Source organism: Micromonospora sp. NPDC049282, from assembly GCF_043197045.1.
In the GTDB taxonomy this organism is placed as follows: domain Bacteria; phylum Actinomycetota; class Actinomycetes; order Mycobacteriales; family Micromonosporaceae; genus Micromonospora.
Window position 1 is genome coordinate 18,075 of record NZ_JBICSL010000031.1, and the last position, 22,607, is coordinate 40,681.

General features: G+C 72.4%; 22 protein-coding genes and 2 pseudogenes. 14 read left to right on the plus strand and 10 right to left on the minus strand.

Annotation, left to right across the window (positions count from 1 at the left end):
* Positions 1-33 precede the first annotated feature (33 nt).
* From ACGFI2_RS29945 to ACGFI2_RS29965, 5 genes are all read right to left on the minus strand, one after another.
* Positions 34-480 (minus strand): hypothetical protein, encoded by a 447-nt coding sequence (locus tag ACGFI2_RS29945; RefSeq protein ID WP_393523435.1) that lies wholly within the window; start codon positions 478-480, stop codon positions 34-36.
* Between the two features lie 152 nt (positions 481-632).
* The gene (locus tag ACGFI2_RS29950) at positions 633-1,343 is read right to left on the minus strand and encodes an ABC transporter permease (RefSeq protein WP_393523377.1); all 711 of its coding nucleotides are present in this window, start codon (positions 1,341-1,343) and stop codon (positions 633-635) included.
* Complete coding sequence (locus ACGFI2_RS29955) at positions 1,343-2,302, minus strand: ABC transporter ATP-binding protein (protein ID WP_393523380.1); 960 nt, start codon at positions 2,300-2,302, stop codon at positions 1,343-1,345. The genes ACGFI2_RS29950 and ACGFI2_RS29955 overlap by 1 nt, the downstream gene beginning before the upstream one ends.
* Positions 2,299-3,180: an ABC transporter permease gene (locus ACGFI2_RS29960; protein WP_393523383.1), complete on the minus strand. Its 882-nt coding sequence runs from the start codon at positions 3,178-3,180 to the stop codon at positions 2,299-2,301. The genes ACGFI2_RS29955 and ACGFI2_RS29960 overlap by 4 nt, the downstream gene beginning before the upstream one ends.
* Positions 3,173-4,087: an ABC transporter ATP-binding protein gene (locus tag ACGFI2_RS29965; protein ID WP_393523386.1), complete on the minus strand. Its 915-nt coding sequence runs from the start codon at positions 4,085-4,087 to the stop codon at positions 3,173-3,175. The genes ACGFI2_RS29960 and ACGFI2_RS29965 overlap by 8 nt, the downstream gene beginning before the upstream one ends.
* Before the next feature lie 72 nt (positions 4,088-4,159).
* On the opposite strand from ACGFI2_RS29965, the pseudogene ACGFI2_RS29970 reads away from it, so the two are divergent.
* The 4 genes and pseudogenes from ACGFI2_RS29970 to galT form a co-directional block, all read left to right on the plus strand.
* Positions 4,160-4,471, plus strand: a pseudogene (locus ACGFI2_RS29970) (DM13 domain-containing protein); the annotation flags it as partial.
* A gap of 111 nt (positions 4,472-4,582) precedes the next feature.
* Positions 4,583-6,112: an adenylyl-sulfate kinase gene (gene cysC / locus ACGFI2_RS29975; RefSeq protein WP_393523389.1), complete on the plus strand. Its 1,530-nt coding sequence runs from the start codon at positions 4,583-4,585 to the stop codon at positions 6,110-6,112.
* A gap of 147 nt (positions 6,113-6,259) precedes the next feature.
* The gene (locus tag ACGFI2_RS29980; RefSeq protein WP_393523392.1) at positions 6,260-7,048 is read left to right on the plus strand and encodes a DeoR/GlpR family DNA-binding transcription regulator; all 789 of its coding nucleotides are present in this window, start codon (positions 6,260-6,262) and stop codon (positions 7,046-7,048) included.
* Complete coding sequence (galT, locus tag ACGFI2_RS29985) at positions 7,045-8,118, plus strand: galactose-1-phosphate uridylyltransferase (RefSeq protein ID WP_393523394.1); 1,074 nt, start codon at positions 7,045-7,047, stop codon at positions 8,116-8,118. Before ACGFI2_RS29980 ends, galT begins: the two co-directional genes overlap by 4 nt.
* Positions 8,119-8,267: 149 nt before the next feature.
* On the opposite strand, the gene ACGFI2_RS29990 is transcribed toward galT, so the two are convergent.
* Complete coding sequence (locus ACGFI2_RS29990; RefSeq protein WP_393523396.1) at positions 8,268-9,485, minus strand: NADP-dependent isocitrate dehydrogenase; 1,218 nt, start codon at positions 9,483-9,485, stop codon at positions 8,268-8,270.
* Positions 9,486-9,585: 100 nt separating this feature from the next.
* Here ACGFI2_RS29990 and ACGFI2_RS29995 point away from each other — a divergent pair, with 100 nt between their 5' ends.
* Positions 9,586-10,383, plus strand: a complete 798-nt coding sequence (locus ACGFI2_RS29995) for an MBL fold metallo-hydrolase (protein ID WP_393523399.1) — start codon at positions 9,586-9,588, stop codon at positions 10,381-10,383.
* Positions 10,384-10,508: 125 nt separating this feature from the next.
* Here ACGFI2_RS29995 and mdh read toward each other — a convergent pair whose 3' ends face one another.
* Together mdh and ACGFI2_RS30005 are read right to left on the minus strand one after the other, a co-directional pair.
* The gene (gene mdh, locus ACGFI2_RS30000; protein ID WP_393523402.1) at positions 10,509-11,459 is read right to left on the minus strand and encodes a malate dehydrogenase; all 951 of its coding nucleotides are present in this window, start codon (positions 11,457-11,459) and stop codon (positions 10,509-10,511) included.
* A 99-nt stretch (positions 11,460-11,558) separates the two neighbouring features.
* Complete coding sequence (locus ACGFI2_RS30005; RefSeq protein WP_393523405.1) at positions 11,559-12,422, minus strand: bifunctional methylenetetrahydrofolate dehydrogenase/methenyltetrahydrofolate cyclohydrolase; 864 nt, start codon at positions 12,420-12,422, stop codon at positions 11,559-11,561.
* 61 nt (positions 12,423-12,483) lie between these two features.
* Here ACGFI2_RS30005 and ACGFI2_RS30010 point away from each other — a divergent pair, with 61 nt between their 5' ends.
* The 7 genes from ACGFI2_RS30010 (at position 12,484) to ACGFI2_RS30040 (ending at position 19,102) form a co-directional block, all read left to right on the plus strand.
* On the plus strand, positions 12,484-12,648 hold the full coding sequence (locus tag ACGFI2_RS30010) for a hypothetical protein (protein ID WP_393523408.1): 165 nt from the start codon (positions 12,484-12,486) through the stop codon (positions 12,646-12,648).
* 17 nt (positions 12,649-12,665) lie between these two features.
* A complete protein-coding gene (locus tag ACGFI2_RS30015; protein ID WP_393523410.1) occupies positions 12,666-14,267 on the plus strand; it encodes an ABC transporter substrate-binding protein in 1,602 nt (533 codons plus the stop codon).
* Positions 14,268-14,357: 90 nt separating this feature from the next.
* Positions 14,358-15,296, plus strand: a complete 939-nt coding sequence (locus tag ACGFI2_RS30020) for an ABC transporter permease (RefSeq protein ID WP_393523413.1) — start codon at positions 14,358-14,360, stop codon at positions 15,294-15,296.
* A complete protein-coding gene (locus ACGFI2_RS30025; protein ID WP_393523415.1) occupies positions 15,289-16,245 on the plus strand; it encodes an ABC transporter permease in 957 nt (318 codons plus the stop codon). The genes ACGFI2_RS30020 and ACGFI2_RS30025 overlap by 8 nt, the downstream gene beginning before the upstream one ends.
* Before the next feature lie 5 nt (positions 16,246-16,250).
* Positions 16,251-17,270, plus strand: coding sequence for an ABC transporter ATP-binding protein (locus tag ACGFI2_RS30030; protein WP_393523418.1), 1,020 nt, complete (start codon positions 16,251-16,253; stop codon positions 17,268-17,270).
* Positions 17,254-18,279: an ABC transporter ATP-binding protein gene (locus tag ACGFI2_RS30035; RefSeq protein ID WP_393523420.1), complete on the plus strand. Its 1,026-nt coding sequence runs from the start codon at positions 17,254-17,256 to the stop codon at positions 18,277-18,279. The genes ACGFI2_RS30030 and ACGFI2_RS30035 overlap by 17 nt, the downstream gene beginning before the upstream one ends.
* A 577-nt stretch (positions 18,280-18,856) precedes the next feature.
* Positions 18,857-19,102 (plus strand): hypothetical protein, encoded by a 246-nt coding sequence (locus tag ACGFI2_RS30040; protein ID WP_393523422.1) that lies wholly within the window; start codon positions 18,857-18,859, stop codon positions 19,100-19,102.
* Positions 19,103-19,179: 77 nt separating this feature from the next.
* Here ACGFI2_RS30040 and purH read toward each other — a convergent pair whose 3' ends face one another.
* Both purH and purN read right to left on the minus strand, forming a co-directional pair.
* Complete coding sequence (gene purH / locus ACGFI2_RS30045; RefSeq protein ID WP_393523425.1) at positions 19,180-20,751, minus strand: bifunctional phosphoribosylaminoimidazolecarboxamide formyltransferase/IMP cyclohydrolase; 1,572 nt, start codon at positions 20,749-20,751, stop codon at positions 19,180-19,182.
* Positions 20,748-21,368: a phosphoribosylglycinamide formyltransferase gene (gene purN, locus ACGFI2_RS30050; RefSeq protein ID WP_393523428.1), complete on the minus strand. Its 621-nt coding sequence runs from the start codon at positions 21,366-21,368 to the stop codon at positions 20,748-20,750. Before purN ends, purH begins: the two co-directional genes overlap by 4 nt.
* Before the next feature lie 180 nt (positions 21,369-21,548).
* Here purN and ACGFI2_RS30055 point away from each other — a divergent pair.
* A pseudogene (locus ACGFI2_RS30055) lies at positions 21,549-21,860 on the plus strand (CD225/dispanin family protein).
* 34 nt (positions 21,861-21,894) lie between these two features.
* Positions 21,895-22,443, plus strand: coding sequence for a DUF4190 domain-containing protein (locus ACGFI2_RS30060; RefSeq protein ID WP_393523430.1), 549 nt, complete (start codon positions 21,895-21,897; stop codon positions 22,441-22,443).
* Positions 22,444-22,607: the final 164 nt, after the last annotated feature.

Below are 22,607 nucleotides of genomic sequence, written 5' to 3' on the forward strand. Positions count from 1 at the left end.
CGAGGCCGGCCGCCCCCTTCGGCGGTGCGACGCCTAGCCGGCCGCGCAGGCCGTCCTGAGCTTCTCCTGGGCGGCGGTGAGGTCGGCCTTGCTGGGCACCTTCTTCGGCGCCTTGGCCCAGGTGTCGGCGAGGTCGCCCATCTCGGTCGCGACCGCCTTCACCGCGCCGTTGACCTCGTCGCTGCTGGTGAACGCGTGGGTGTAGAGCGTCGCCGCGCCGGCGGAGTATTGCGCGCTCACCGCGGAGTGGCCGGCCGGCGGACCGATCTTCTCCGCCTTGGCGACCTCCTTGAGCGCGCTCTTGATGTCCTTCTCGGCGGCGGTGCAGGTGGTCCTGGTGGCGTCGTCGAGGCCCGCCGGGGCGGGTGACGCCGACGCCGCCGCCGGCGTGGACACGGCCGGCGCGGACGACCCGGCGGGTTCGGCCGCCGACGTGTCGTCATCGGCGGGGGTGCAGCCGGACATGATGATCAGCGCCACCACGGCCGGAGCCAGCAGGGCGGGTCGGGCGGAACGCAATGTGTCTCCCCGTGTCTGGTGTTGTCGCCGCCGCAACCTAGCAGAACGGGGAGGGGCCGGTGGGACCCCTTCTCGCCGCCGGCAGGCGGCGGGTGCGGGGTCCCACCGGTTTCTCAGCTGGTCTCGCCGGCCACGCTGAACGACCGGAGACGGTCGATCGCCAGCACCGTGAAGCCGACCGCCACCAGGACGGTCAGCACGGCCGCGACCGGCACCGAGACGGTGGTGCCGAGCAGCGGGGTGGGCGCCATCCGGTCGGCCAGCGCGATCACCCACTGCTGGATCGAGAGCACCTTGGTGCCGTTGACGAACCGGCCGAGCAGACCCTCCCAGATCAGCACGTAGACCAGGCCGAGCAGCACCGGCCGCCGGCTCACCAGGCTGAGCGCCAGGAACAGCGCCGAGTAGGCGAGCGCGCCCGCGGCCGACGCGGCGACCAGGGCCAGCCCGAGGCGTACCGAGTCGGCGAGCACGCCCGCGACGTAGAGCGGGACGCCGGCGGTGACCGCGCTGACCAAGGCCGCCACCGCCAGCTTCGGCAGCACGATCTGCCAGCGGGGCAGCGGCTTGGTGAGGATGTGCACCACGGTGCCGTCGTCGATCTCGGCGCCGAGCACGCCGGTGCCGACGATCAGGGCGACCACCGGCAGCACCACGGCCAGGCCGAGGCCGACCAGCACCGGCGGGCCCCACTGGCCCGGGTCCACCCCGAGCGCCCGGCAGAGCACCGCCAGGCCGATCAGGATCAGCGGCAACGGCAGCAGCATGAGGAACCGGCTCCGGCCGAACAGGCCGCGGGCGGTGATCCAGGTAACGGTCGACATCAGGCCTCCACCAGATACGAGAAGACGCTCTCCAGCGACTCGTCCTCCGGCAGCAGCTGCCGGACCCGGATGCCGTGGCGGAGTGCGATCCTGGGCAACGCCCGGGTGAAGGCGCCGTAGTCGCCGGCCTTCACGGTCAGGCCGGTGCGGCCCAGCTCGACGCCGGAGACCGAGGGCTCGGCCATCAGCGCCACCGCCAGGGCCCGGTCGTCGGTGGAGCGCACCGCGAAGACGTGCGGCCGGTTGGTCATCAGCCGGCGGATGGTGCGGTAGTCGCCGGAGGCGGCCAGCCGGCCGGCGACCATCACCTGGACCGTGCCGGAGACCTGTTCGACCTCCTCCAGGATGTGCGAGCTGAACAGGATGGTCCGGCCGGCGTCGCCGAGCCGGTGCAGCAGCCCCATCATGTGCAGCCGCTGCCGGGGGTCCATGCCGTTGAACGGCTCGTCGAGCAGCAGCACCTGCGGGTCGTGCACCAGCGCGGCGGCCACCCGGGTGCGCTGCCGCATGCCCTTGGAGTAGGTGCCGATCCGGCGGCCCTGCGCGCTCTCCATCTCGACCAGCTCGATCGCCCGCCGGGCCGCCGCCTCCGGGTCGGGCAGCCGGTGCAGCTTCGCGCTGGCCAGCACGAACTCGTACGCGCTGAGGAAGGTGTGCACCGCCTCCCGCTCGCTGACCAGGCCGAGCCGCCGGTAGACGCCCGGGTTGCGCCAGGTCGGCTCGCCGTCCAGCGTCACCGTGCCCCGGGACGGGGCGAGGAACCCGGCCATCATGTGCAGCAGCGTGGTCTTGCCGGCCCCGTTCGGGCCGAGCAGGCCGGTCACCCCGGGGCCCAGCCGCATGGTGACGTCGTTGACCGCCACCACGTTGCCGTACCAGCGGGAGACGCCGGCCAGGTCGAGGGTGCTGGTCGTGGCGGCGGGCACGTCGGCCGCCGGTTGCGTGCTGAGCGCCGTCATCGGGCGGCCACCTTCCGGTATCGCAGGAGCAGCAGGCTGACGCAGGCGGCGACCAGCAGCACGGCGACCACGGCGTAGACCGGCCCGAAGCCGCCGATCGGCATCCCCCCGCCCTGTCCCTGGGTCAGCAGGTCGCCGAGCGCCCAGGTGCCCACGCCGCCGACCAGCGTCGACGGGGAGGCGAGGAAGGCCAGTTCGTTGACCGTCCGGGAGGGCAGGATGGACAGCACGCCGACCACCGGCGTGGTCATCAGGAAGATCGCGACGATGCCGCCGGCGGCGAACGCGCGCTTGCCGGTGAGCGAGGCGACAAGCAGGGCGATCGAGGCGAAGACCACCGCCCACAGCCCGGCGTAGAGCAGCCCGGGCAGCAGGTCGAGCAGCTCGTCCCACACCCCGCGCACGCCCCGGGAGGTGGTGAACGCGGCGCCCAGGAACATCACCAGCTGCGGGCCGCCGAGCAGCAGCCAGAGCGCGGTGACCAGCGCCGCCAGCTTGGCCAGGGCGTAGTCGCCGCGCGGCAGCGGCCGGGAGAAGTAGAGCGGCAGCACGCCGCTGCGCAGGTCCCGGGAGACCAGCTCGGGGGCGGCCACCGCGGCGAAGAAGATGACCAGCCAGCTCATCGCGTCGGCGAACTGGGCGTACGTCATCACCACCTGGCCGGTCTGGCTGCGCACCGCGGTCAGCCCGGCGGCGACCACGGTGACCACGGCCACCACCAGCCACGGGAAGATCTTCGACTTGGCGCTGCGGCCCAGCCCGAAGACGGTACGCACACCGTGGCCGTAGAGCGCGCCGAAGACCTGCCGGCGACCGAGACGCGGGCCGGTGTAGCGCTGGTAGCCGATGTCGTGGATGACGCCGGTGGCTTCAGGCATGGCTGGGCTCCCTCGGGGCGAAGAGCTCGGCCACCCGGTGCCGCCGCTGGTCCAGCCGGTGCAGTGGCAGGTCCAGCTCGGCGACCGCGCCGAGGATCAGGTCGTAGGTGTGGTCGTCGGCGAGCGGGACGAGCAGCAGCCGCCCGTCCCGGGACACCGGCAGGTCGAGCGCGGCCAGGCGGGCGGCGAGTTCCTCCGTACCCTCGCTCACCTCGACGGCGAGCACGTCGGTGGCGGTGGTCATCGCGGCGACCCGGTCGGCGCGCAGCAGCCGACCGCCGTCGATCGCGATGAGCGTGTCGCAGATCCGTTCCACCTCGCCGAGCAGGTGCGAGCAGACCACCACGGAGATGCCGAACTCGGTGCCGATCCGGTGGATCAGGGCGAGCATCGCGTCCCGGCCGGCCGGGTCGAGGCCGTTGGTGGGCTCGTCGAGCAGCAGCAGGTCCGGGTCGTGCACCAACGCCTGAGCGAGCTTGACCCGCTGCTTCATGCCGGTGGAGTAGCCGCCGACGGCGCGGTGCCGCTCCTCGTGCAGGCCGACGTGGCGCAGCGCCTCGGAGGCCCGCTCCCGGGCGACCGTGCGCGGCAGCCCGCTCATCCGGCCCAGGTGGGTGACCAGCTCGGCGGCGGAGAGGTCCGGCGGGAGGGCGTCGTGCTCGGGCATGTAGCCGACCCGGGCGCGGACCGCGGCCGGGTCGGTGGTGGGGTCGAGGCCGAGCACCTGCACCCGGCCGGTGGTCGGCGGGAGCAGACCCAGCAGGATCTTGATCAGGGTGGACTTGCCGGCGCCGTTGGCACCGACCAGCCCGATGATCCCCGGCTCGACCGACACGGTGAGGTCGGCCAACGCGGTGACCCGGCCTCCGTACGTCTTGGTCAGCGACTCGGTCGCGAGCAGTGTCACGCTGCCAGCCTAGGAAGCGCGGGCCAGTCGGTGCACCGGGAAACGCTCGGGGATGTCCCTGATTCCGCCCGGACGCGCGGCGCCGCCAGGATCGTCCGGACCGCCGACGGGCGGCACCGGCTGGAGCTGGTCGGGCTGGACACCTCCAACGGTCCGGATCTTCAGGTCTGGCTGACCGACCAGCCGGTTCACACCGGTCCGTCCGGGTGGCATGTCTTCGACGACGGCCGGCACGTGGCGCTCGGCCCGCTCAAGGGCAACCGGGGCGACCAGGCGTACGCGATTCCCGCCGGGACCGATCTCACCGGGCTGACCAGCGTCTCGATCTGGTGCGAACGGTTCGCCGTCTCGTTCGGCGCGGCGGCGCTGGCCCGCACCGGCTGAGCGGTCGCCGACGCCCGACCGACCGCGGGGTGGCCGGGAGGTGGAGTGGCGCTCTCGACCGATCGCCGGTGGGCTGCGAAACTGTGTGCCGGCCGGCGAGTTGGGGGTTCGATGAGCAACGGGTGGATCCTGCCCGAGGATGTTCTGCGGGATGCGCCGTCGTACGCGCCCAGGCCTGCTGAGCTGGCCGATCTCGAGTTGTTGCTGACCGGAGCGTACGCGCCGTTGACCGGCTTCATGACCCGGGCGGACCTGGCTTCGCTGGGCCGGCGCGGGCGGCTCGCCGACGGCACGCCGTGGCCGGTGCCGGTGACGCTGCAGGTGCCGGCGTCGCTCGCCGACGGCCTGGAGCTGGCCGACCCGGCCCGCCGGGCGCTGGTGCTCACCGACGGCGAGGGCGCCCCGGTGGCGGCCATGGACGTGACCGACGTGTGGCCGGCCCGCGAGGGCACGGTGGGCGTCGGCGGCGCGGTACGCCGGCTGGGCGACGGCGGCCACGGGCCGTTCCAGCGCCTGCGGCGCGGCCCGGACGAGGTACGGGGGCTGCTGCCGCCGGGCCGGGTGCTCGGCGTCTTCGCCGACCGCCCGCTGCACCGCCCGCAACTGGCCCAGATCGCGCACGCGGCCCGGACGCTCGGCGCGCACCTGCTGGTGCTGATCCCGGTGGGCGAGGAGTCGACCGGCGGCCTGCCGGCCGAGGCGCTGGTGCGCAGCGTGTTCGCGGCCCGCGACCGGATGCCGCCGGCGACGCTGGTGCCGGTGCCGCTGGCCCGCCGGCCCGACGAGATCAGCGACGCGTTGCTGCGGGCGCGGGTCGCCGCCGCCTACGGCGTGACCCACCTGCTCTCCACCGAGGGCATGCTCTCCGGCGCCGGCCTGCGGGTGCTGGTGCCCCGGGAGTTGGCGTACGACAACCGGGACGGGCAGTGGCGCTGGCGGGAGGACATCCCGCCGCGCAACCGCCGGCTGGCGCTCCGCCAGGAGGAGATCGAGGACCTGCTCGACCGCGGCTTCCCGCTGCCCGAGTGGCACACCCCGCCCGCGGTGGCCCGGGAACTGGCCCGGGCCCGCCCGCCCCGGCGGCACCGCGGTCTGGTGATCTTCCTGACCGGTCTCTCCGGCTCGGGCAAGTCGACCATCGCCCGGGGCCTCGCGGACGTGCTGCGCGAGCAGGGCGACCGGAGCATCACGCTGCTCGACGGCGACGTGGTGCGGCGGGAGTTGTCCGCCGGGTTGGGCTTCAGCAAGGCCGACCGCGATCTCAACGTGCGCCGGATCGGCTGGGTGGCCGCCGAGATCGCCAAGCACCGGGGCGTCGGCATCTGCTGCCCGATCGCGCCGTACGCGGCCGCCCGGGCGACCGCCCGGGAGATGGCCCAGGCGGCCGGGGCGGGTTTCCTGCTGGTGCACGTGGCGACGCCGCTGGCGGTCTGCGAGCAGCGCGACCGCAAGGGTCTCTACGCCCGCGCCCGGGCCGGCCTGATCACCGGGATGACCGGCATCGACGACCCGTACGAGGAGCCCACCGACGCCGACCTGGTGGTGGACACCTCGGACCTGACCGTCGACGAGGCGGTCCAGCGGGTGATGGAGCACCTCGCCGAGACCGGCTGGGTGGAGCCCCGCCTCCAACCGGCCTGACCGGCACGGATCCCTTGACCGCCGTCGTCCCACCCGTGGGACGGCGGCGGTGTCGCGTTCGTCCACGCCGAGCGGTAGTGTTCGGCTTTGTTGGAACACGTTCGACCGCGTTCGCACGGTCGGTGAGGCTCGGGAGGCGAGGCACGGATGCTGGCGCGACAGCGGCAGACGGCCATCCTGGAACGGGTCCGCGCCGCCGGCGGGGTCCGGGTCACCGAGCTGGCCGCCGAGTTCGGCGTGTCCGACATGACCATCCGGCGGGACCTGGAGACGCTGCACGAGCAGGGCCTGCTCGCCAAGGTGCACGGCGGGGCGACGCTGGCCGGGCCCGGCTCGACCGACGAGCCCGGCTTCCGGGCCAAGTCCGTCCGCCAGTCCGCCGAGAAGTCGGCCATCGCCGAGCACGCCGCCCGGCTGGTCCGCCCCGGCGCCGCGATCGCCCTCTCCGCCGGCACCACCACCGCCGAGCTGGCCCGCCGCCTGGTGGACGTGCCCGGCCTGACGGTGGTCACCAACTCGCTGCCGGTGGCCGAGATCCTGCACGTCGGCGGCCGGCCCGACCAGACCGTGGTGCTCACCGGCGGGGTCCGCACCCCGTCGGACGCGCTGGTCGGCCCGCTGGCCGTGGCCGCGATCGCCGCGCTCCACCTGGACCTGCTCTTTCTCGGCGTGCACGGGATCAGCGAGCGGGCCGGGTTCACCACGCCCAACCTGATGGAGGCGGACACGAACCGGGCGCTGGTGGCGGCGGCGGACGCGCTGGTGGTGCTCGCCGACCACACCAAGTGGGGCACGGTCGGCATCTCCTCCATCGTCGGCCTGGATTCGGCGGACGTGCTGGTCACCGACGACCGGTTGACACCCGACGCACGGCGGGTACTCGAGGACAGGGTGGGTGAGCTGGTGACGGTGCCGGCGACGAAGGGGGCGGAGTGAAGCGTACGCAGATCGAGCTGGCCGACGGCCGCGAGTTGATCTACTTCGACGAGCGGGACGACGCGGTGCGCGACCAGCCGGACCGGCGGGACCTGCCCCCGCCGCCACCGGCCTCGCAACTGCGGTACGACCCGCTGACCGACGAGTGGGTGGCGGTGGCGGTGCACCGGCAGACCCGCACCTTCCTGCCCCCGGCCGACCAGTGCCCGCTCTGCCCGTCCCGGGGCGACCGGCACAGCGAGATCCCGGCACCGGACTACGACGTGGTGGTCTTCGAGAACCGGTTCCCGTCGCTGAGCCAGCGGGTGGCCGAGGAACCGGCCGAGATCACGCCGTTCACCCCGGTACGCCCCGGGCTCGGCCGGTGCGAGGTGGTCTGCTTCACCGACGACCACAACGCCTCGTTCGCCCGCCTCTCCCCGCTGCGGGTGCGGACCGTGCTGGACGCGCTGGCCGACCGCACCGCCGCGCTGAACGAGCTGCCCGGCGTGGAGCAGGTGTTCCCGTTCGAGAACCGCGGGGTGGAGATCGGGGTGACGTTGCACCACCCGCACGGCCAGATCTACGCGTACCCGTTCGTCACGCCGCGGACCCGGAGCCTGCTGGCCGCCGCCCGGCGGCACGCCGAGCGCACCGGGGGGAACCTCTACGCCGACGTGCTGGCCGCCGAGCGGGCCACCGGCGACCGGGTGGTGGCGAGCAACGAGCACTGGACCGCGTACGTGCCGGCGGCGGCCCGCTGGCCGTTCGAGGTGCACGTGGCCCCGCACCGCCCGGTGCCGGACATCCCGGCGCTCGACGACGCCGAGCGGGACGCCTTCGGTCCGCTCTACCTCGACCTGCTGCGCCGCTTCGACGGGCTCTTCGACCTGCCGATGCCCTACATCGCGGCCTGGCACCAGGCGCCGGTGCACGTGGACCGGGAGCTGGGCCACCTGCACCTGCAGTTGTTCAGCGTCCGGCGCGCGAAGGACAAGTTGAAGTATCTGGCCGGTTCGGAGTCCGGCATGGGCGTGTTCATCAACGACATCGCCCCGGAGCGCGCCGCCGAACTCCTACGCGCCACGTGAAAGGCGGGGCCCCTTCTTAACGCCTCCGGTAGAGGCGGGGCCCCTTCTTGACCGGTATCCCCGCCCGGAACAGGGCGCGGGGGCCCGGCCGGGACACCACGGAGCCCGCCGGCGGGTGCCGGCGGGCTCCGTGGTGGTCGGCGAGGTGATCAGGCCGCGAGCTTGCGGGCCAGGTTCTCGTCGAGCGCGTTCATGAACTCGTCGGTGGTCAGCCACGGGGCGTCCCGCGAGATGAGCAGCGCGAGGTCCTTGGTCATCTGGCCGCCCTCGACGGTCTCCACGATGACCTGCTCCAGCGTGTTGGCGAACTCGGTGACCGCCGGGGTGCCGTCCAGCTTGCCCCGGTGGGCCAGGCCCCGGGTCCAGGCGTAGATCGAGGCGATCGGGTTGGTCGAGGTCTTCTCGCCCTTCTGGTACTGCCGGTAGTGCCGGGTCACCGTGCCGTGCGCGGCCTCGGCCTCGACGGTGCGGCCGTCCGGGGAGAGCAGCACCGAGGTCATCAGGCCGAGCGAGCCGAAGCCCTGCGCGACGGTGTCGGACTGCACGTCACCGTCGTAGTTCTTGCAGGCCCAGACGTACCCGCCCTCCCACTTGAGCGCGGCGGCGACCATGTCGTCGATCAGCCGGTGCTCGTAGGTGAGGCCGGCGGCGTCGAACTCGGCCTTGAACTCGGCCTCGAACACCTCGGCGAAGATGTCCTTGAACCGGCCGTCGTACGCCTTGAGGATGGTGTTCTTGGTCGACATGTAGACCGGGTAGTTGCGGTCCAGGCCGTACCGGAACGAGGCGCGGGCGAAGTCCCGGATCGACTCGTCGAAGTTGTACATGCCCATGGCGATGCCGCCGCCCGGGAAGTTGGCGACCTCCATCTCCATCGGCGCGGAACCGTCGGTCGGGGTGTAGGTGATGGTGACCTTGCCCGGGCCGGGGACGACGAAGTCGGTGGCCTTGTACTGGTCGCCGTGCGCGTGCCGGCCGATGATGATCGGCTTGGTCCAGCCCGGGACGAGCCGCGGCACGTTCGACATGATGATCGGCTCGCGGAAGACCACGCCGCCGAGGATGTTGCGGATGGTGCCGTTCGGCGACCGCCACATCTTCTTCAGGCCGAACTCCTCCACCCGGGCCTCGTCCGGGGTGATGGTGGCGCACTTGACGCCGACGCCGTGCTCCTTGATGGCGTTGGCGGCGTCGACGGTGACCTGGTCGTCGGTCTCGTCGCGGTACTGGATCGACAGGTCGTAGTAGTGCAGGTCGACGTCGAGGTAGGGCAGGATCAGCTGCTCCCGGATCTGCTTCCAGATGATCCGGGTCATCTCGTCGCCGTCGATTTCCACGACCGGGTTGTTTACCTTGATCTTCGCCATCGGCCGGCGCTCCTCTCGGGGGACACGTGCTCAAGCAGTACGAGCGTACTGGAAACCGCCCGGGGCGCCCCAGCCGGCCTCGTGGTGGCATCCTTCCCGGATGCCGCTGACGCACACGCTCGGGTCCGTCACGATCACCGCGCTGCTCGACGGCACGGGCCCCTTCTTCCAGCCCCGGGCGGAGGCGTTCCCCGACGCCGTCGAGGCCCAGTGGCGCGAGGCGGACCGCCGGGACCCGGAAGCCGTCGGGCCGGACGGCGGCTGGCTGCTGCCGTTCCGCGCGTTCGCGCTGCGTACCGGGGACGGACCGGTCACCCTGGTCGACGCCGGCATCGGCGGCGCGGACGCGCTCGCCGCGAGCTGGGCGCCGGTGCCGGGACGGCTGCCCGACGAGTTGGCCGCCGCCGGCATCGACCGGGCGGACGTCCGCACGGTCGTCCTCACCCACCTGCACACCGACCACGTCGGCTGGGCCGGGGCGCTCTTCCCGAACGCCGACCACCTCATCCAGCGCGCGGAGCTGGCCGCGCTGGAGCTGTTCCACCCGGAGCTGCCGGCCCGGCTGCTGGGGCCGTTGCGCGCCGCCGGCCGGCTGCGGGTGGTCGACGGCGACACGGACCTGACCCCCGGGGTACGCGTGCTGAGCACGCCCGGCCACACCCCCGGCCACCAGTCCGTGCTCGTCGAGCAGGGCGACGACCGCCTCCTTGTCACAGGCGACCTCCTGGTGCACGCGATCCAGTTGGTCGACCCGTCGCTTACCTACGCCCACGAGGAGAACCCGTCCGAAGCCCGCCGAACCCGCGAGCACGTCCTGTCGACCCTCTCCCCCCTCCTCCTGGCCACCCCCCACCTCTCCCACCCCTTCACCCCCCACCCCACCCCACCCAGGAGTTGATCAAGGAGTTTGTGTCTGGATCGGGCTCGGCGCGGACCCAAACTCCTTGATCACCGGGGGTGGGGGTGGGATGCCGAAGGGCGGCCGGCGTCCCGCCGGCCGCCCTTCGGCGGGTGGTGCTGGGGTCAGAGGGAGGAGATGTCGGCCTGCTTGGCGCGGACGGCCTCGGCGGCCTCGTTCAGGGCGGCTCGCTCGTCGGCGTCCAGCTCGGTCTCGACGACCCGCTTCACGCCCTGGGCGCCGATCTCGGCCTCCACGCCCAGGTAGACGCCGGAGATGCCGTACTCGCCGTCGACCCAGGCGCAGACCGGCATGACGTCGCCGGAGTCCTCGGCCACGGCCTTCGCCATCCGCGCCGCGGCGGCGGACGGGGCGTAGTACGCGGAGCCCGTCTTCAGCAGCGCCACGACCTCGGCGCCACCGTTGCGGGTCTTGACGACCAGCTCCTCGATCTGCTCGGCCGGCATGACGTCGCGCAGCGGCTTGCCGTTGACGGTGCTCCTGGACGGGACCGGGACCATGGTGTCGCCGTGCGAGCCGAGGGTCAGGGTCCGCACCGACTTCACCGGTACGCTCAGCGCCTCGGCGACGAAGTTGGTGAACCGGGCGGTGTCGAGCATGCCGGCCTGGCCGAGCACCCGGTTCTTCGGGAACTGCGTGGCCAGCTGGGCCAGCGCGGTCATCTCGTCGAGCGGGTTCGACACCACGATGACGACGGCGTTCGGGGCGTACTTGGCGACGTTCTCGGCGACCTGACGGACGATCTTGGCGTTCGTCTCCAGCAGGTCCATCCGGCTCATGCCCGGCTTACGCGGCAGGCCGGCGGTGATGACGACCACGTCGGAGCCCTCGATGGCCTCGTAACCCTCGCCGTTCGGGCCGGTGGTGACGCCGACGACAGTGGTCTCGAAGCCCTCGACCGCGCGCGACTGGTTGAGGTCCAGCGCGAGGCCCGCCGGCTTGCCCTCCACGATGTCGGTGATCACGACGGTGTCGAAGATGTCGTACTCGGCCAGACGCTGCGCGGTGGTGGAGCCGTAGAAGCCGGCCCCGACGACAGTGACCTTCTTACCCATGGTCGTCCCACTCCCTGCTACCAGTCGGTTTCCCGGACCGTATCAGCCATCCTGGCACCGATCGGGCGAGGGGCGGACGGTTATGACCTGTCTGGGTGGTCAGGCGTCCCGCTCGGCCCGCTCCACCACGTTTGTCAGCAGCATGGCCCGGGTCATCGGGCCGACGCCACCCGGCATCGGCACCACCTTGCCGGCCACTCCGACCACCTCCGGGTCGACGTCGCCGGTGTAGCGCCCCTTGCCGTCGTCGCCGATCACCCGGGTGATGCCGACGTCCACCACGGTCGCCCCGGGGGTGACCATGTCGGCGGTGAGCAGCCCCGGCACCCCGGCGGCGACGATGACGATCTCGGCGGCGCGGGTGTGCGCGGCGAGGTCGAGCGTGCCGGTGTGGCAGAGCGTGACGGTGGCGTTCTCGCTGCGCCGGGTGAGCAGCAGGCCGAGCGGGCGGCCGACGGTGTTGCCCCGGCCGACCACCGCGACGTTCGCGCCGCGCAGCGGCACGTCGTGCCGGCGCAGCAGCTCGACGATGCCGCGCGGGGTGCAGGGCAGCGGGGCGTCGTAGCCGAGCACGAGCCGGCCCAGGTTGACCGGGTGCAGGCCGTCGGCGTCCTTGTCCGGGTCGATGGACTCCAGTGCCCGCTGCGTGTCCAGGTGGGCCGGGAGCGGGAGCTGGACGATGTAGCCGTGGCAGGCCGGGTCGGCGTTCAGCTCGGCGAGCGCCGCGTCGAGCTGCTCCTGGCTCGCGTCGGCCGGCAGCGTCACCCGCAGTGAGGCGATGCCGACCTCGGCGCAGTCGCGGTGCTTGCCGTTGACGTACGCCTGGGAGCCGGGGTCCTCCCCGACCAGGACCGTGCCGAGGCCGGGGGTGACGCCGCGTTCCGCGAGCGCCTTGACCCGCGCCCGCAGCTCGTCCTTGATCTCCGCCGCCGTGGCCTTGCCGTCCAGGATGGTCGCCGTCACCCCGTGATCGTCTCACGTCCGCGACCCCGGGCCGCGACGCCCGGGGATGATGCGTCGGCGCGTGGCCTTCGTCACCGAGAGTCATCAGCGATGGGCCGAAACGATACATCCGGGCACGTTCCGTCACTTCTCCGTTACCCATCCGTTGTCGATCCTCCGCACCGCGACCTACCGTTACGGCTCGTTGCGCAGCGTCACCCAGCGTCGGGCCGACCGCGCAGCGTGAGGAGATGAGGAGACTCCATGCGTGTTCGTAGGCTCGCGGCCTGGACCGCGCTCCCGCTCGCGGTGACCCTGGGCCTGACGGCCTGTGGCGCGGGCGGCGGCAGCGGCGGCGGCGCAAGCGACCCCGATGCGGCCGTGCGGATCGAGATCGCCGAGCCGCAGCACCTGGTGCCGACCAACACGAACGAGACCAGTGGCTCGCAGGTGCTGTCGGCCCTGTTCAGCCCGCTCGTCGACTTCGACGGGGCGAACAAGCCGCACGAGGTGGCCGCCGACTCGGTGACGTCGTCGGACAACAAGGTCTGGACGATCAAGCTGAAGCCCGGCTACACGTTCCACAACGGCGAGCAGGTCACCGCCGACAACTACCTCGACGCCTGGAACTACGGCGCGTACGCGCCGAACGGCCAGAACTCGAGCTACTTCTTCGAGAAGATCGCCGGCTACGAGGACCTGCAGGGCGAGAAGCCGAAGGCGGAGACGCTGAGCGGCCTGAAGAAGGTCGACGACCTGACCTTCACCGTGACGCTCACCGCGCCGTACGTGGACTTCAAGACCATGCTCGGCTACACCGCCTTCTACCCGCTGCCCAAGGCGGCCTTCTCCGCGCCGGGCGTGCTCGCCGAGGGCTACGAGCAGGCGCCGATCGGCCAGGGCCCGTTCCGGATGAAGGGCAACTGGCAGCACGACGCCAAGGTCGAGGTGGAGAGGTACGACGCGTTCCCGGGCCAGCAGCCCAAGGTCGGCGGCGTCGAGTTCCGGATCTACCAGCAGCCGACCGCCGCGTACGCGGACGTGCTGTCGGACAACCTCGACGTGATCAAGACGATCCCGACCGAGAACCTGTCGACCGCCGCCACCGACCTCGGCGACCGGTTCCAGCAGAGCCCGGCCTCGTCGCTCCAGGTGCTGGCGTTCCCGACGTTCCAGAAGGAGTTCAGCAAGCCCGAGGTGCGCAAGGCCATCTCGATGGCGATCGACCGGGACGAGATCACCAAGTCGATCTTCAAGGACTCCCAGCAGCCGGCCCGCTCGTTCGTCTCGCCGGTGGTCGCGGGCTACCGGGAGAACACCATCGGCACCGCCGGCGCGTTCGACCCGGCCAAGGCCAAGGCCATGTACGAGGCCGCGGGCGGCCCGAAGAAGATCGAGCTGTCCTACAACGGCGACGGCGGCCACAAGGACTGGATCGACGCCACCTGCAACCAGCTCAAGGCCAACCTGGGCGTGGATTGCGTCGGCACCGCCGAGCCGAAGTTCGCGGACCTGCTGACCAAGGTCAAGCAAAAGCAGCCGGTCGGCCTGTTCCGGATGGGCTGGGTGATGGACTACCCGTCCATGGAGAACTACCTGGGCCCGCTGTACAGCACCAACGGCTCGTCGAACTACTACGGCTACAGCAACCCGCAGTTCGACAAGCTGCTCGCCGAGGGCGCCCGCGCGGCAACCGAGGACGAGGCGGTCAAGAAGTACCAGGCGGCGGAGGACCTGCTCGCGCAGGACATGCCGGTGATCCCGCTGCGGTACGGGCAGAACAACTTCGGCCACTCGACCAAGGTCAAGAACGTCCACGTGGACCTCTTCGACCGGGTGGACCTGCTGAAGATCGAAGTCGCCTGACCTGACCGACCACGGGCCGGGCCACCCCCACCGGGTGGCCCGGCCCTGGCATTGGCACGCATTTCGCCCTCTTTCGGCAGACTTGCCAGCATGCTCCGCTTCATCCTGCGGCGACTGCTCCAGATGGTCCTCGCCTTCTTCGGGACCACGCTGATCGTCTACGCGTTGATGTTCGCCGGGCAGGGCGACCCGATCCAGGCGCTCGCCGGGGAACGACCGGTCACCGCGGCCCAACGCGCCTACCTGACCGAGAAGTACCACCTGGACGCGACCGGGATCGGCGGGTTCTTCTACCGCTACCTCAACTACCTGGGCGGCCTGCTCCGGGGTGACCTCGGCCAGTCGCTCACCGGCCGGCAGATCGGCGACATCCTCGCCGCCGCCTGGCCGGTCACCGTGAAGCTGGCAGTGATCGCGATGGCCGTGACCATCCTCGTCGGGGTCACCGCCGGGGTGATCGCCGGCATCCGGCGAGCCGGCGTCTTCGACCACGCGACGCTCGTGCTCACGCTGCTGGTGCTCGGCATCCCGACCATCGTGCTGGCCCCGCTGGCGCAGTACTTCCTCGGCGTACGCTGGCCGATCTTCCCACCCACGGCCGGCGCGCAGCCCTCCCTCTGGGCGCTGCTGCTGCCCGGCCTCGTGCTCGGCTCGTTGTCACTGGCCACCGCGCTGCGGCTGACCCGGACGTCGGTGTCGGAGAACCTGCGCGCCGACTACGTGCGGACCGCCCGCGCGAAGGGCCTGGTGCGGCGCCGCATCGTCGGCGTGCACGTGCTGCGCAACTCGCTCATCCCGGTGGTCACCTTCCTCGGCGTCGAACTCGGCAACCTGATGAGCGGCGCGATCATCACCGAGGGCGTGTTCAACATCCCCGGCGTCGGCTTCAACCTGTTCCGCGGCATCCGCACCGAGGACGGCCCGCTGGTGGTGGGCATCGTCAGCGTGCTCGTCGTGGTCTACCTGCTGTCCAACCTGGTGGTGGACGTGCTCTACGCCGTACTCGACCCGAGGATCAGATATGAGTGACTTCGAGACGGTGGCGGCGACCGAGGACCAGTCGGCGCGGCGGGGGGTCTCCGGCGAGCCCGGCACCCCGGACCGGGCCGGCGAGCCACGCCGGCCGCGCAGCCTGGCCGGCGACGCCTGGCGGGACCTACGCCGCAACCCGGTCTTCTGGCTCAGCCTGCTGCTGGTCGTGCTGGTCGCCGCGATGGCCGTCGCCCCGGGGCTGTTCACCGCCGACGACCCGCGCGACTGCGTGCTCTCCCGGCAGCACGCCGGGCCGTCCGGCGGGGCGATCTTCGGGTACGACTTCCAGGGCTGCGACACGTTCGCCCGCGCGGTCTACGGCGCCCGCGCCTCGCTGCTGGTCGGCGCGCTCTCGGCGCTGATCACCGGCGTGATCGCGCTGGTCGTCGGGATGCTCGCCGGCTACTTCGGCGGCTGGGTCGACGCGGTGCTCTCCCGGGTGATCGACATCGTGCTCGGCATCCCGCTGCTGCTGGCCGCGATCGTGCTGCTCAAGCGGGTGAGCACGAGCGGCGAGACGGTACGCCTGTTCGCGGTCATCCTGGTGCTGGCGCTGCTCGGCTGGACCACCGCGGCCCGGGTGGTGCGCTCCTCGGTCATCACCGCCCGGGAGCAGGACTACGTCGCCGCCGCCCGGATGCTCGGCGCCGGCAACGGCCGGATCATGTGGCGGCACATCCTGCCGAACGCGCTGGCGCCGGCCATCGTGGTGCTCACCATCGCGCTCGGCTCGTTCATCGCGGCCGAGGCCACGCTGAGCTTCCTCGGCATCGGCCTGAAGGCGCCGACCATCTCCTGGGGCATCGACATCGACGCGGGTCGGGTGCACATGCGCGAGTCGGCGACACCGCTGATCGTGCCGTCGACCTTCCTCGCGCTGACCGTGCTCGCCTTCATCATGCTCGGCGACGCGATCCGCGACGCCTTCGACCCGAAGCTGCGGTGAGACCGATGCCGACGCCAGCCACCCCCACGCCGCCCGGCGGGCACCTGCTGGAGGTGCGGGACCTGCACGTCGAGTTCCGCACCGGCGAGGGCGTGGCCCGGGTGATCAACGGGGTGAGCTACCACCTGGACGCCGGCGAGACGCTTGCCGTGCTCGGCGAGTCGGGCTCCGGCAAGTCCGTCACCGCCCAGGCGATCATGGGCATCCTGGACACCCCGCCCGCGTACGTCCGCTCCGGCCAGATCCGCTACCAGGGGCGGGACCTGCTCACCCGGCCGGAGGAGGAGCGCCGGCGGATACGCGGCGCGGAGATCGCGATGATCTTCCAGGACGCGCTGTCGGCGTTGAACCCGGTCTTCCCGGTCGGGTGGCAGATCGGCGAGTCGCTGCGGCAGCGGGCCGGGCTGTCCCGGGCCGACGCGCGCCGGCGCACCGTCGAGCTGATGGACGTGGTCCGGATCCCGGCCGCGGCGAAGCGGCTCGGCGACTATCCGCACCAGTTCTCCGGCGGGATGCGGCAACGCGTCATGATCGCCATGGCGCTGGCGCTGGACCCGAAGGTGCTGATCGCCGACGAACCCACCACCGCGCTCGACGTGACCGTGCAGGCCCAGATCATGGACCTCCTGGCCGACCTGCGCCGGGACCTCGGCATGGCACTGGTCCTGATCACCCACGACCTCGGTGTGGTGGCCGGCGTGGCGGACCGGATCGCGGTCATGTACGCCGGCCGGATCGTCGAGCACGCCGACGTGCGCGCGCTCTACCGGGCGCCCGCCCACCCGTACACCAAGGGGTTGCTGGAGTCGATCCCCCGGCTCGACGTGCGCGGCCAGGCGCTGTCGACCATCCGAGGGCTGCCGCCGAACCTGATGCGGATCCCACCCGGCTGCCCGTTCCACCCCCGCTGCCCGTACGCGCGGCAGGTCTGCGTGGACGAGGTGCCGCACGACCTGGTCCTCGGCGACGGCCGGACCAGCGCGTGCCACTTCGCGCAGGAGGTCCACGATGACCGTGCCCGCTAGCCCCGCCAAGGTCCGGGGCGAGACCATCCTCGGGGTCGACGAACTGGTCAAGCACTTTCCGATCACCCAGGGCGTCCTGTTCAAGCGGCAGATCGGCGCGGTGCGGGCGGTCGACGGGGTGAGCTTCGAGCTGCGCCGCGGCGAGACGCTCGGTGTGGTCGGCGAGTCCGGCTGCGGCAAGTCCACGCTGGCCCGGCTGCTCATGCGGCTGGAGACGCCGACCTCCGGCCGGGCCACGCTGGAGGGGCGGGACCTGTTCCAGGCATCCGGCGGGGAGCTGCGGCGGCTGCGGCGGAACATGCAGATGGTGATGCAGGACCCGTACACCTCGCTCAACCCGCGGATGACGGTGGGCGACATCGTCGGCGAGCCGTTCGCGATCCACCCGGACGCCGCCCCCAAGGGCAGCCGGCGGCAGCGGGTGCGGGAGCTGCTGGACGTGGTCGGGCTCAACCCGGAGCACATCAACCGCTATCCGCACCAGTTCTCCGGCGGCCAGCGGCAACGCATCGGCATCGCCCGGGCGCTCGCGCTGCGGCCCGAGATCATCGTCTGCGACGAGCCGGTGTCGGCCCTGGACGTCTCCATCCAGGCCCAGGTGATCAACCTGTTGGAGCAGCTCCAGGACGAGTTCGGGCTCTCCTACGTCTTCATCGCGCACGACCTGTCGGTGGTCCGGCACATCTGCGACCGGGTGGCGGTGATGTACCTGGGCCGGATCGTGGAGATCGGCACCGAGGAGCAGATCTACCAGCGCGCCACCCACCCGTACACCCAGGCGTTGCTCTCCGCGGTGCCGGTGCCCGACCCGGAGGCCCGCGACCGGCGGACCGTCATCCGGCTCACCGGCGACGTGCCCAGCCCGGCCGACCCGCCGTCGGGCTGCCGGTTCCGCACCCGGTGCTGGAAGGCGGAGGAGGTCTGCGCCGTCCAGGACCCGCAGACGGTGCCCCGCGCGGCCGACCCGCACCCGTCGGCCTGCCACTTCGCCGAGGTGCGGGACGTCTGAGGCCCCGTCCCCCGGAGGAAGTGGGGACGAGGCCTCAGATTCGGGCGTTCGGGCAGCGCGGCGCGCCTTCGCGGGTGACGGCGACGCGCCACGGAACCGCCGGGTCGACGCGGCGGATTCCGGTGCGGCTCAGGCGGCGGGCGGAGCACGAGCGGCCAGCACGCCGCGCGGCGGCAACGGCCGGACCGCCGGCCGGTGACCGGGCGCCAGCCGCGCCGGCACGACCGGACCGGCCGTCCGCGGGGGCGCGACCGGGACCAGGTCGTCCGGCCCGTCGCCGTTGGGGAGGCCGCCGCGCTGGTCACCCCACGGCCCGCCGGAGAGTTCAACCGGTCGGGGGTACGCCGGGTCGGCCGCGTGCCTGGCCGGCGCGGGCGCCGTGGCGGGCGCTGGCGCGACCGGCGCAGGTGTCGCTGCCGGCGCAGGTGTCCCTGCCGGCGCAGGTGTCGCTGCCGGCGCAGGTGTCCCTGCCGGCGCAGGTGTGGCACGGGCGGGCACGGAGTCGGCCGAAACCGGTCCGGCGGCGAGCGGTGTCGCGCTGGCCGGCACGACCGGGCCGGCCAGGAGGAAGGCCAGCGTGACGACGGCGACGGTCAGCGCGCGCACGCTCCGCCTTGATCGACTCCGTTTCGGCGAGGTGGTGGGATCGGGGTCCTCCCGTTGGCACCACCTCGCCGAAGTGGAGTGGATCAAGCCCGAGCGGGAGGTGGTGGCGCCGCGCCGCTCGCGTGAGCGCATCGGCACACCTCCCCGAGGGAAGCCGCGTCGGCCGGGTTCGCAGACAACGGAGGACGTCGATCGGCTGCTGCCGGGCACACGCTAGCAACCGCCTCCGACGGCGGGCAACGGTCCGTGAACGCCGAGCGCGGCCGGCGGCCGCGCTCGGCGTTCACGGACGCGTCAGTGGAAGAAGTGCCGGGTGCCGGTGAGGTACATGGTCACGCCGGCCTCCTTGCAGGCCGCGATGGTCTCCTCGTCGCGGATCGAGCCGCCGGGCTGCACGATCGCCCGGACGCCGGCGTCGATGAGGATCTGCGGGCCGTCGGCGAACGGGAAGAACGCGTCCGAGGCGCAGACCGAGCCACGGGCCCGCTCGTCCCCGGCCCGGCTGACCGCGAGTCGCGCCGAGTCGACCCGGTTGACCTGGCCCATCCCGACGCCGACCGTGGCGCCGTCGCGGGCCAGCAGGATCGCGTTGCTCTTCACCGCGCGTACCGCCCGCCAGGCGAACGCGAGGTCGCGCAGCATCGACTCGTCCGCCGGGTCGCCGGTGGCCAGGGTCCAGCCGGACGGGTCGTCGCCGGGGGCGTCCACCGCGTCCCGCGCCTGCACCAGCACGCCGCCGGTGACCTGCCGCCACTCCGCCGGCCGCGGCGCGAACGCGGGCGCCCGCAGCAGCCGGATGTTCTTCTTGGCCCGCAGCAGCTCCAGCGCGCCCTCGTCGAAGCCGGGCGCCACCAGCACCTCGGTGAAGATCTCCGCCACCTGCCCGGCCAGCTCCACGCTGACCGGCCGGTTCACCGCGATCACGCCGCCGAACGCGGAGACCGGGTCGCAGGCGTGCGCCCTGCGGTGCGCCTCGGCCACGTCCGCGCCGACCGCGATGCCGCACGGGTTGGCGTGCTTGATGATCGCCACCGCCGGCTGGTCGGGGAAGTCGTGCGCGGCCCGCCAGGCGGCGTCCGCGTCGACGTAGTTGTTGTAGGACATCTCCTTGCCGTGCAGCTGCTCGGCCTGGGCCAGACCGGCCGGTGCGCCCGGATCGGTGTAGAGCGCCGCCGCCTGGTGCGGGTTCTCGCCGTAGCGCAGCACAGCCTGGCGGCGCAGCGCCAGCCCGCCGAACTCCGGCCAGCCGTCCTCGGCCGGGGCCACCGTCGAGGCGAACCAGTCGGCCACCGCCACGTCGTAGTCGGCGATGTCGGCGAACGCCCGGGCCGCGAGCGCACGCCGCTGGGCCAGGGTGAAGCCGCCGCCGTCGAGCGCGGACACCACCGCCGGATACGCGGCCGGGTCGGTCACCACCGCCACCGAGGCGTGGTTCTTCGCGGCCGCCCGCACCATCGCCGGCCCGCCGATGTCGATCTGCTCGACGCACTCGTCGAGGTCGGCGCCGGAGGCGACGGTGGCCTGGAACGGGTAGAGGTTGGAGACCAGCAGGTCGATCCCGGCGATGCCGTGCTCGTCGAGCTGGGTGGCGTGCGCGTCCTTGCGCAGGTCGGCCAGGAGACCACCGTGGATCTTCGGGTGCAGGGTCTTCACCCGGCCGTCGAGGATCTCCGGGAAGCCGGTGACCTGCTCGACCGAGGTGACCGGAACCCCGGCCCCGGAGATCGTCGAGGCGGTGCTGCCGGTCGAGACGATCTCCACGCCGGCCTCGTGCAGGGCCCGGGCAAGCTCGGCCAGGCCGGTCTTGTCGTAGACGCTGACCAGCGCGCGCCGGATCGGGCGGCGACCTTCCTCAGTGGTGCTCACGGAATGCTGACCTTTCTGCCGGTGATCGTCCAACCTTGACGGACCAGGCGGCCGACCTGCTCGACGAGCTGGCGCCGCTCGGCGGACTTGATGCGCTCGGTGAGCGTCTCCACGTCGTCGTCGTCGAGCACCGGAACGGCGACCTGGGCGACGATCGGGCCGGTGTCCATCCCGGCGTCGACGAAGAACAGCGTGGCCCCGGTGACCTTCACGCCGTAGGCCAGCGCGTCGCGGGGGCCGTGGATGCCGGGGAACGCCGGCAGCAGCGTGTTGTGCGTGTTGAGGTAGCGGTCGCCGAACGCGGTCAGGAACTCCGGCCCGACCAGCTTGAGGAACCCCGCGCTGACGACCAGATCGGGCCGGTGCTCGGCCACCCGGGCGGTGAGCGCCTTGTCCCAGTCGGTCCGGGTCGGGTGGTCCTTGACCCGCTCGACGAAGGACGGCACGCCGGCGGCGGCGGCCCGGTCCAGGCCGGCGATCCCGTCCCGGTCGGCGCCCACGGCCACCACCCGCGCCCCGTAACCGGGGTCGGCGGCGGCGTCCAGCAGCGCCTGGAGGTTGCTGCCGGAGCCGGAGACGAGGACGACGAGGCGGGCGACGGACGCGGGCTCGGTCACGCGGCAACCCTATCGGGCAGGCCGGCCGGTCCGGCCGTCGGGCGGCGGCCTGTCGGGTGATCTCCCCGGTGGCGCCGTCGCGGTACGCTGCCGGTCGCCCGGTGTCCGGCGTACGCCCGACCCGCGTCCCCCAGAGAACCCGGCACCTCGCCGTGCCGCCGGACCTAGGAGCCACCCCCCATGCAGCCCGGTTACCCCCAGCAGCAGCCGCCGCAGCAGCAGCAGCAGCAGATCGACAACAACATGACGATGTCGATCGTCGCGATCTTCCTGTTCTGGCCGCTCGCGATCCCGGCGATCATCAACGCGTCCAAGGTCAACCCGCTGATTTAGCAGGGCGACTACGCCGGCGCCCAGGCCGCCGCCGCCGAGTCCAAGAAGTGGTCCAAGTGGGCCCTGATCGTCGGCCTGGTCTGGATCGGCATCATTGTGGTGTGTTGCCTGTTCGGTGGCCTGGCGGGTCTCGTCGGCGGCAGCACCGGCACGAACTGACCGACAGCCGACTCAATCTGAGGAGTTCCCTGACATGCAGCCCGGTTACCCCGGCCAGGACCCGTACGGCCAGCAGCCGAACCAGGACCCGACCGCCCAGCCGCACGACCCGTACGGCCAGCCGCCGCAGCCCCCGCAGTACGGGCAGCAGCCGACCTCCGGTCAGCCCTACGGCGAGCCGACCTCGGGCCAGCCCTACGGGCAGCCCACCTCCGGCCAGCCCTACGGCCAGGACCCGTACGCGCAGCAGCAGCCGTACGGCGGCGCGCCGCAGTACCCGGCCGCCGGCTACCCGGCCGGCCCGGAAGCGGGTCGGGGCCAGAACAACACGCTGGGCCTGATCGGCATGATCGTCGGCATCGTGTCGATCGTGCTCGGCCTCTGCTGCCCGCTGCTGGGCGTCCCGGCCGGCATCGCCGGCGTGGTGCTCGGCGTGCTCGGCCAGAAGAAGGTCCAGGCCGGCGAGGCCAGCAACGCCGGCCAGGCCAAGGCCGCCCTGATCTGCGGTGCGGTCGGCGTGGTCGTCGGCATCATCAGCGCCATCGCCGGCACCCTGATCAACACGGGCAACTTCGGTTCCTGACCGCCTGACCGCCTGACCGCCTGACAGGGGCGCCTCTTACACGGAAAGAGTGGCCATCCCGCCTGGGACGGCCACTCTTTCCGTGGAGTAGTTCCATCTTGTTTGGGCTGGTGGGGTGGGGTTGACGGTGGGGTGTCTGGTAGTTGGTGGGCTGGTCGGGGGGT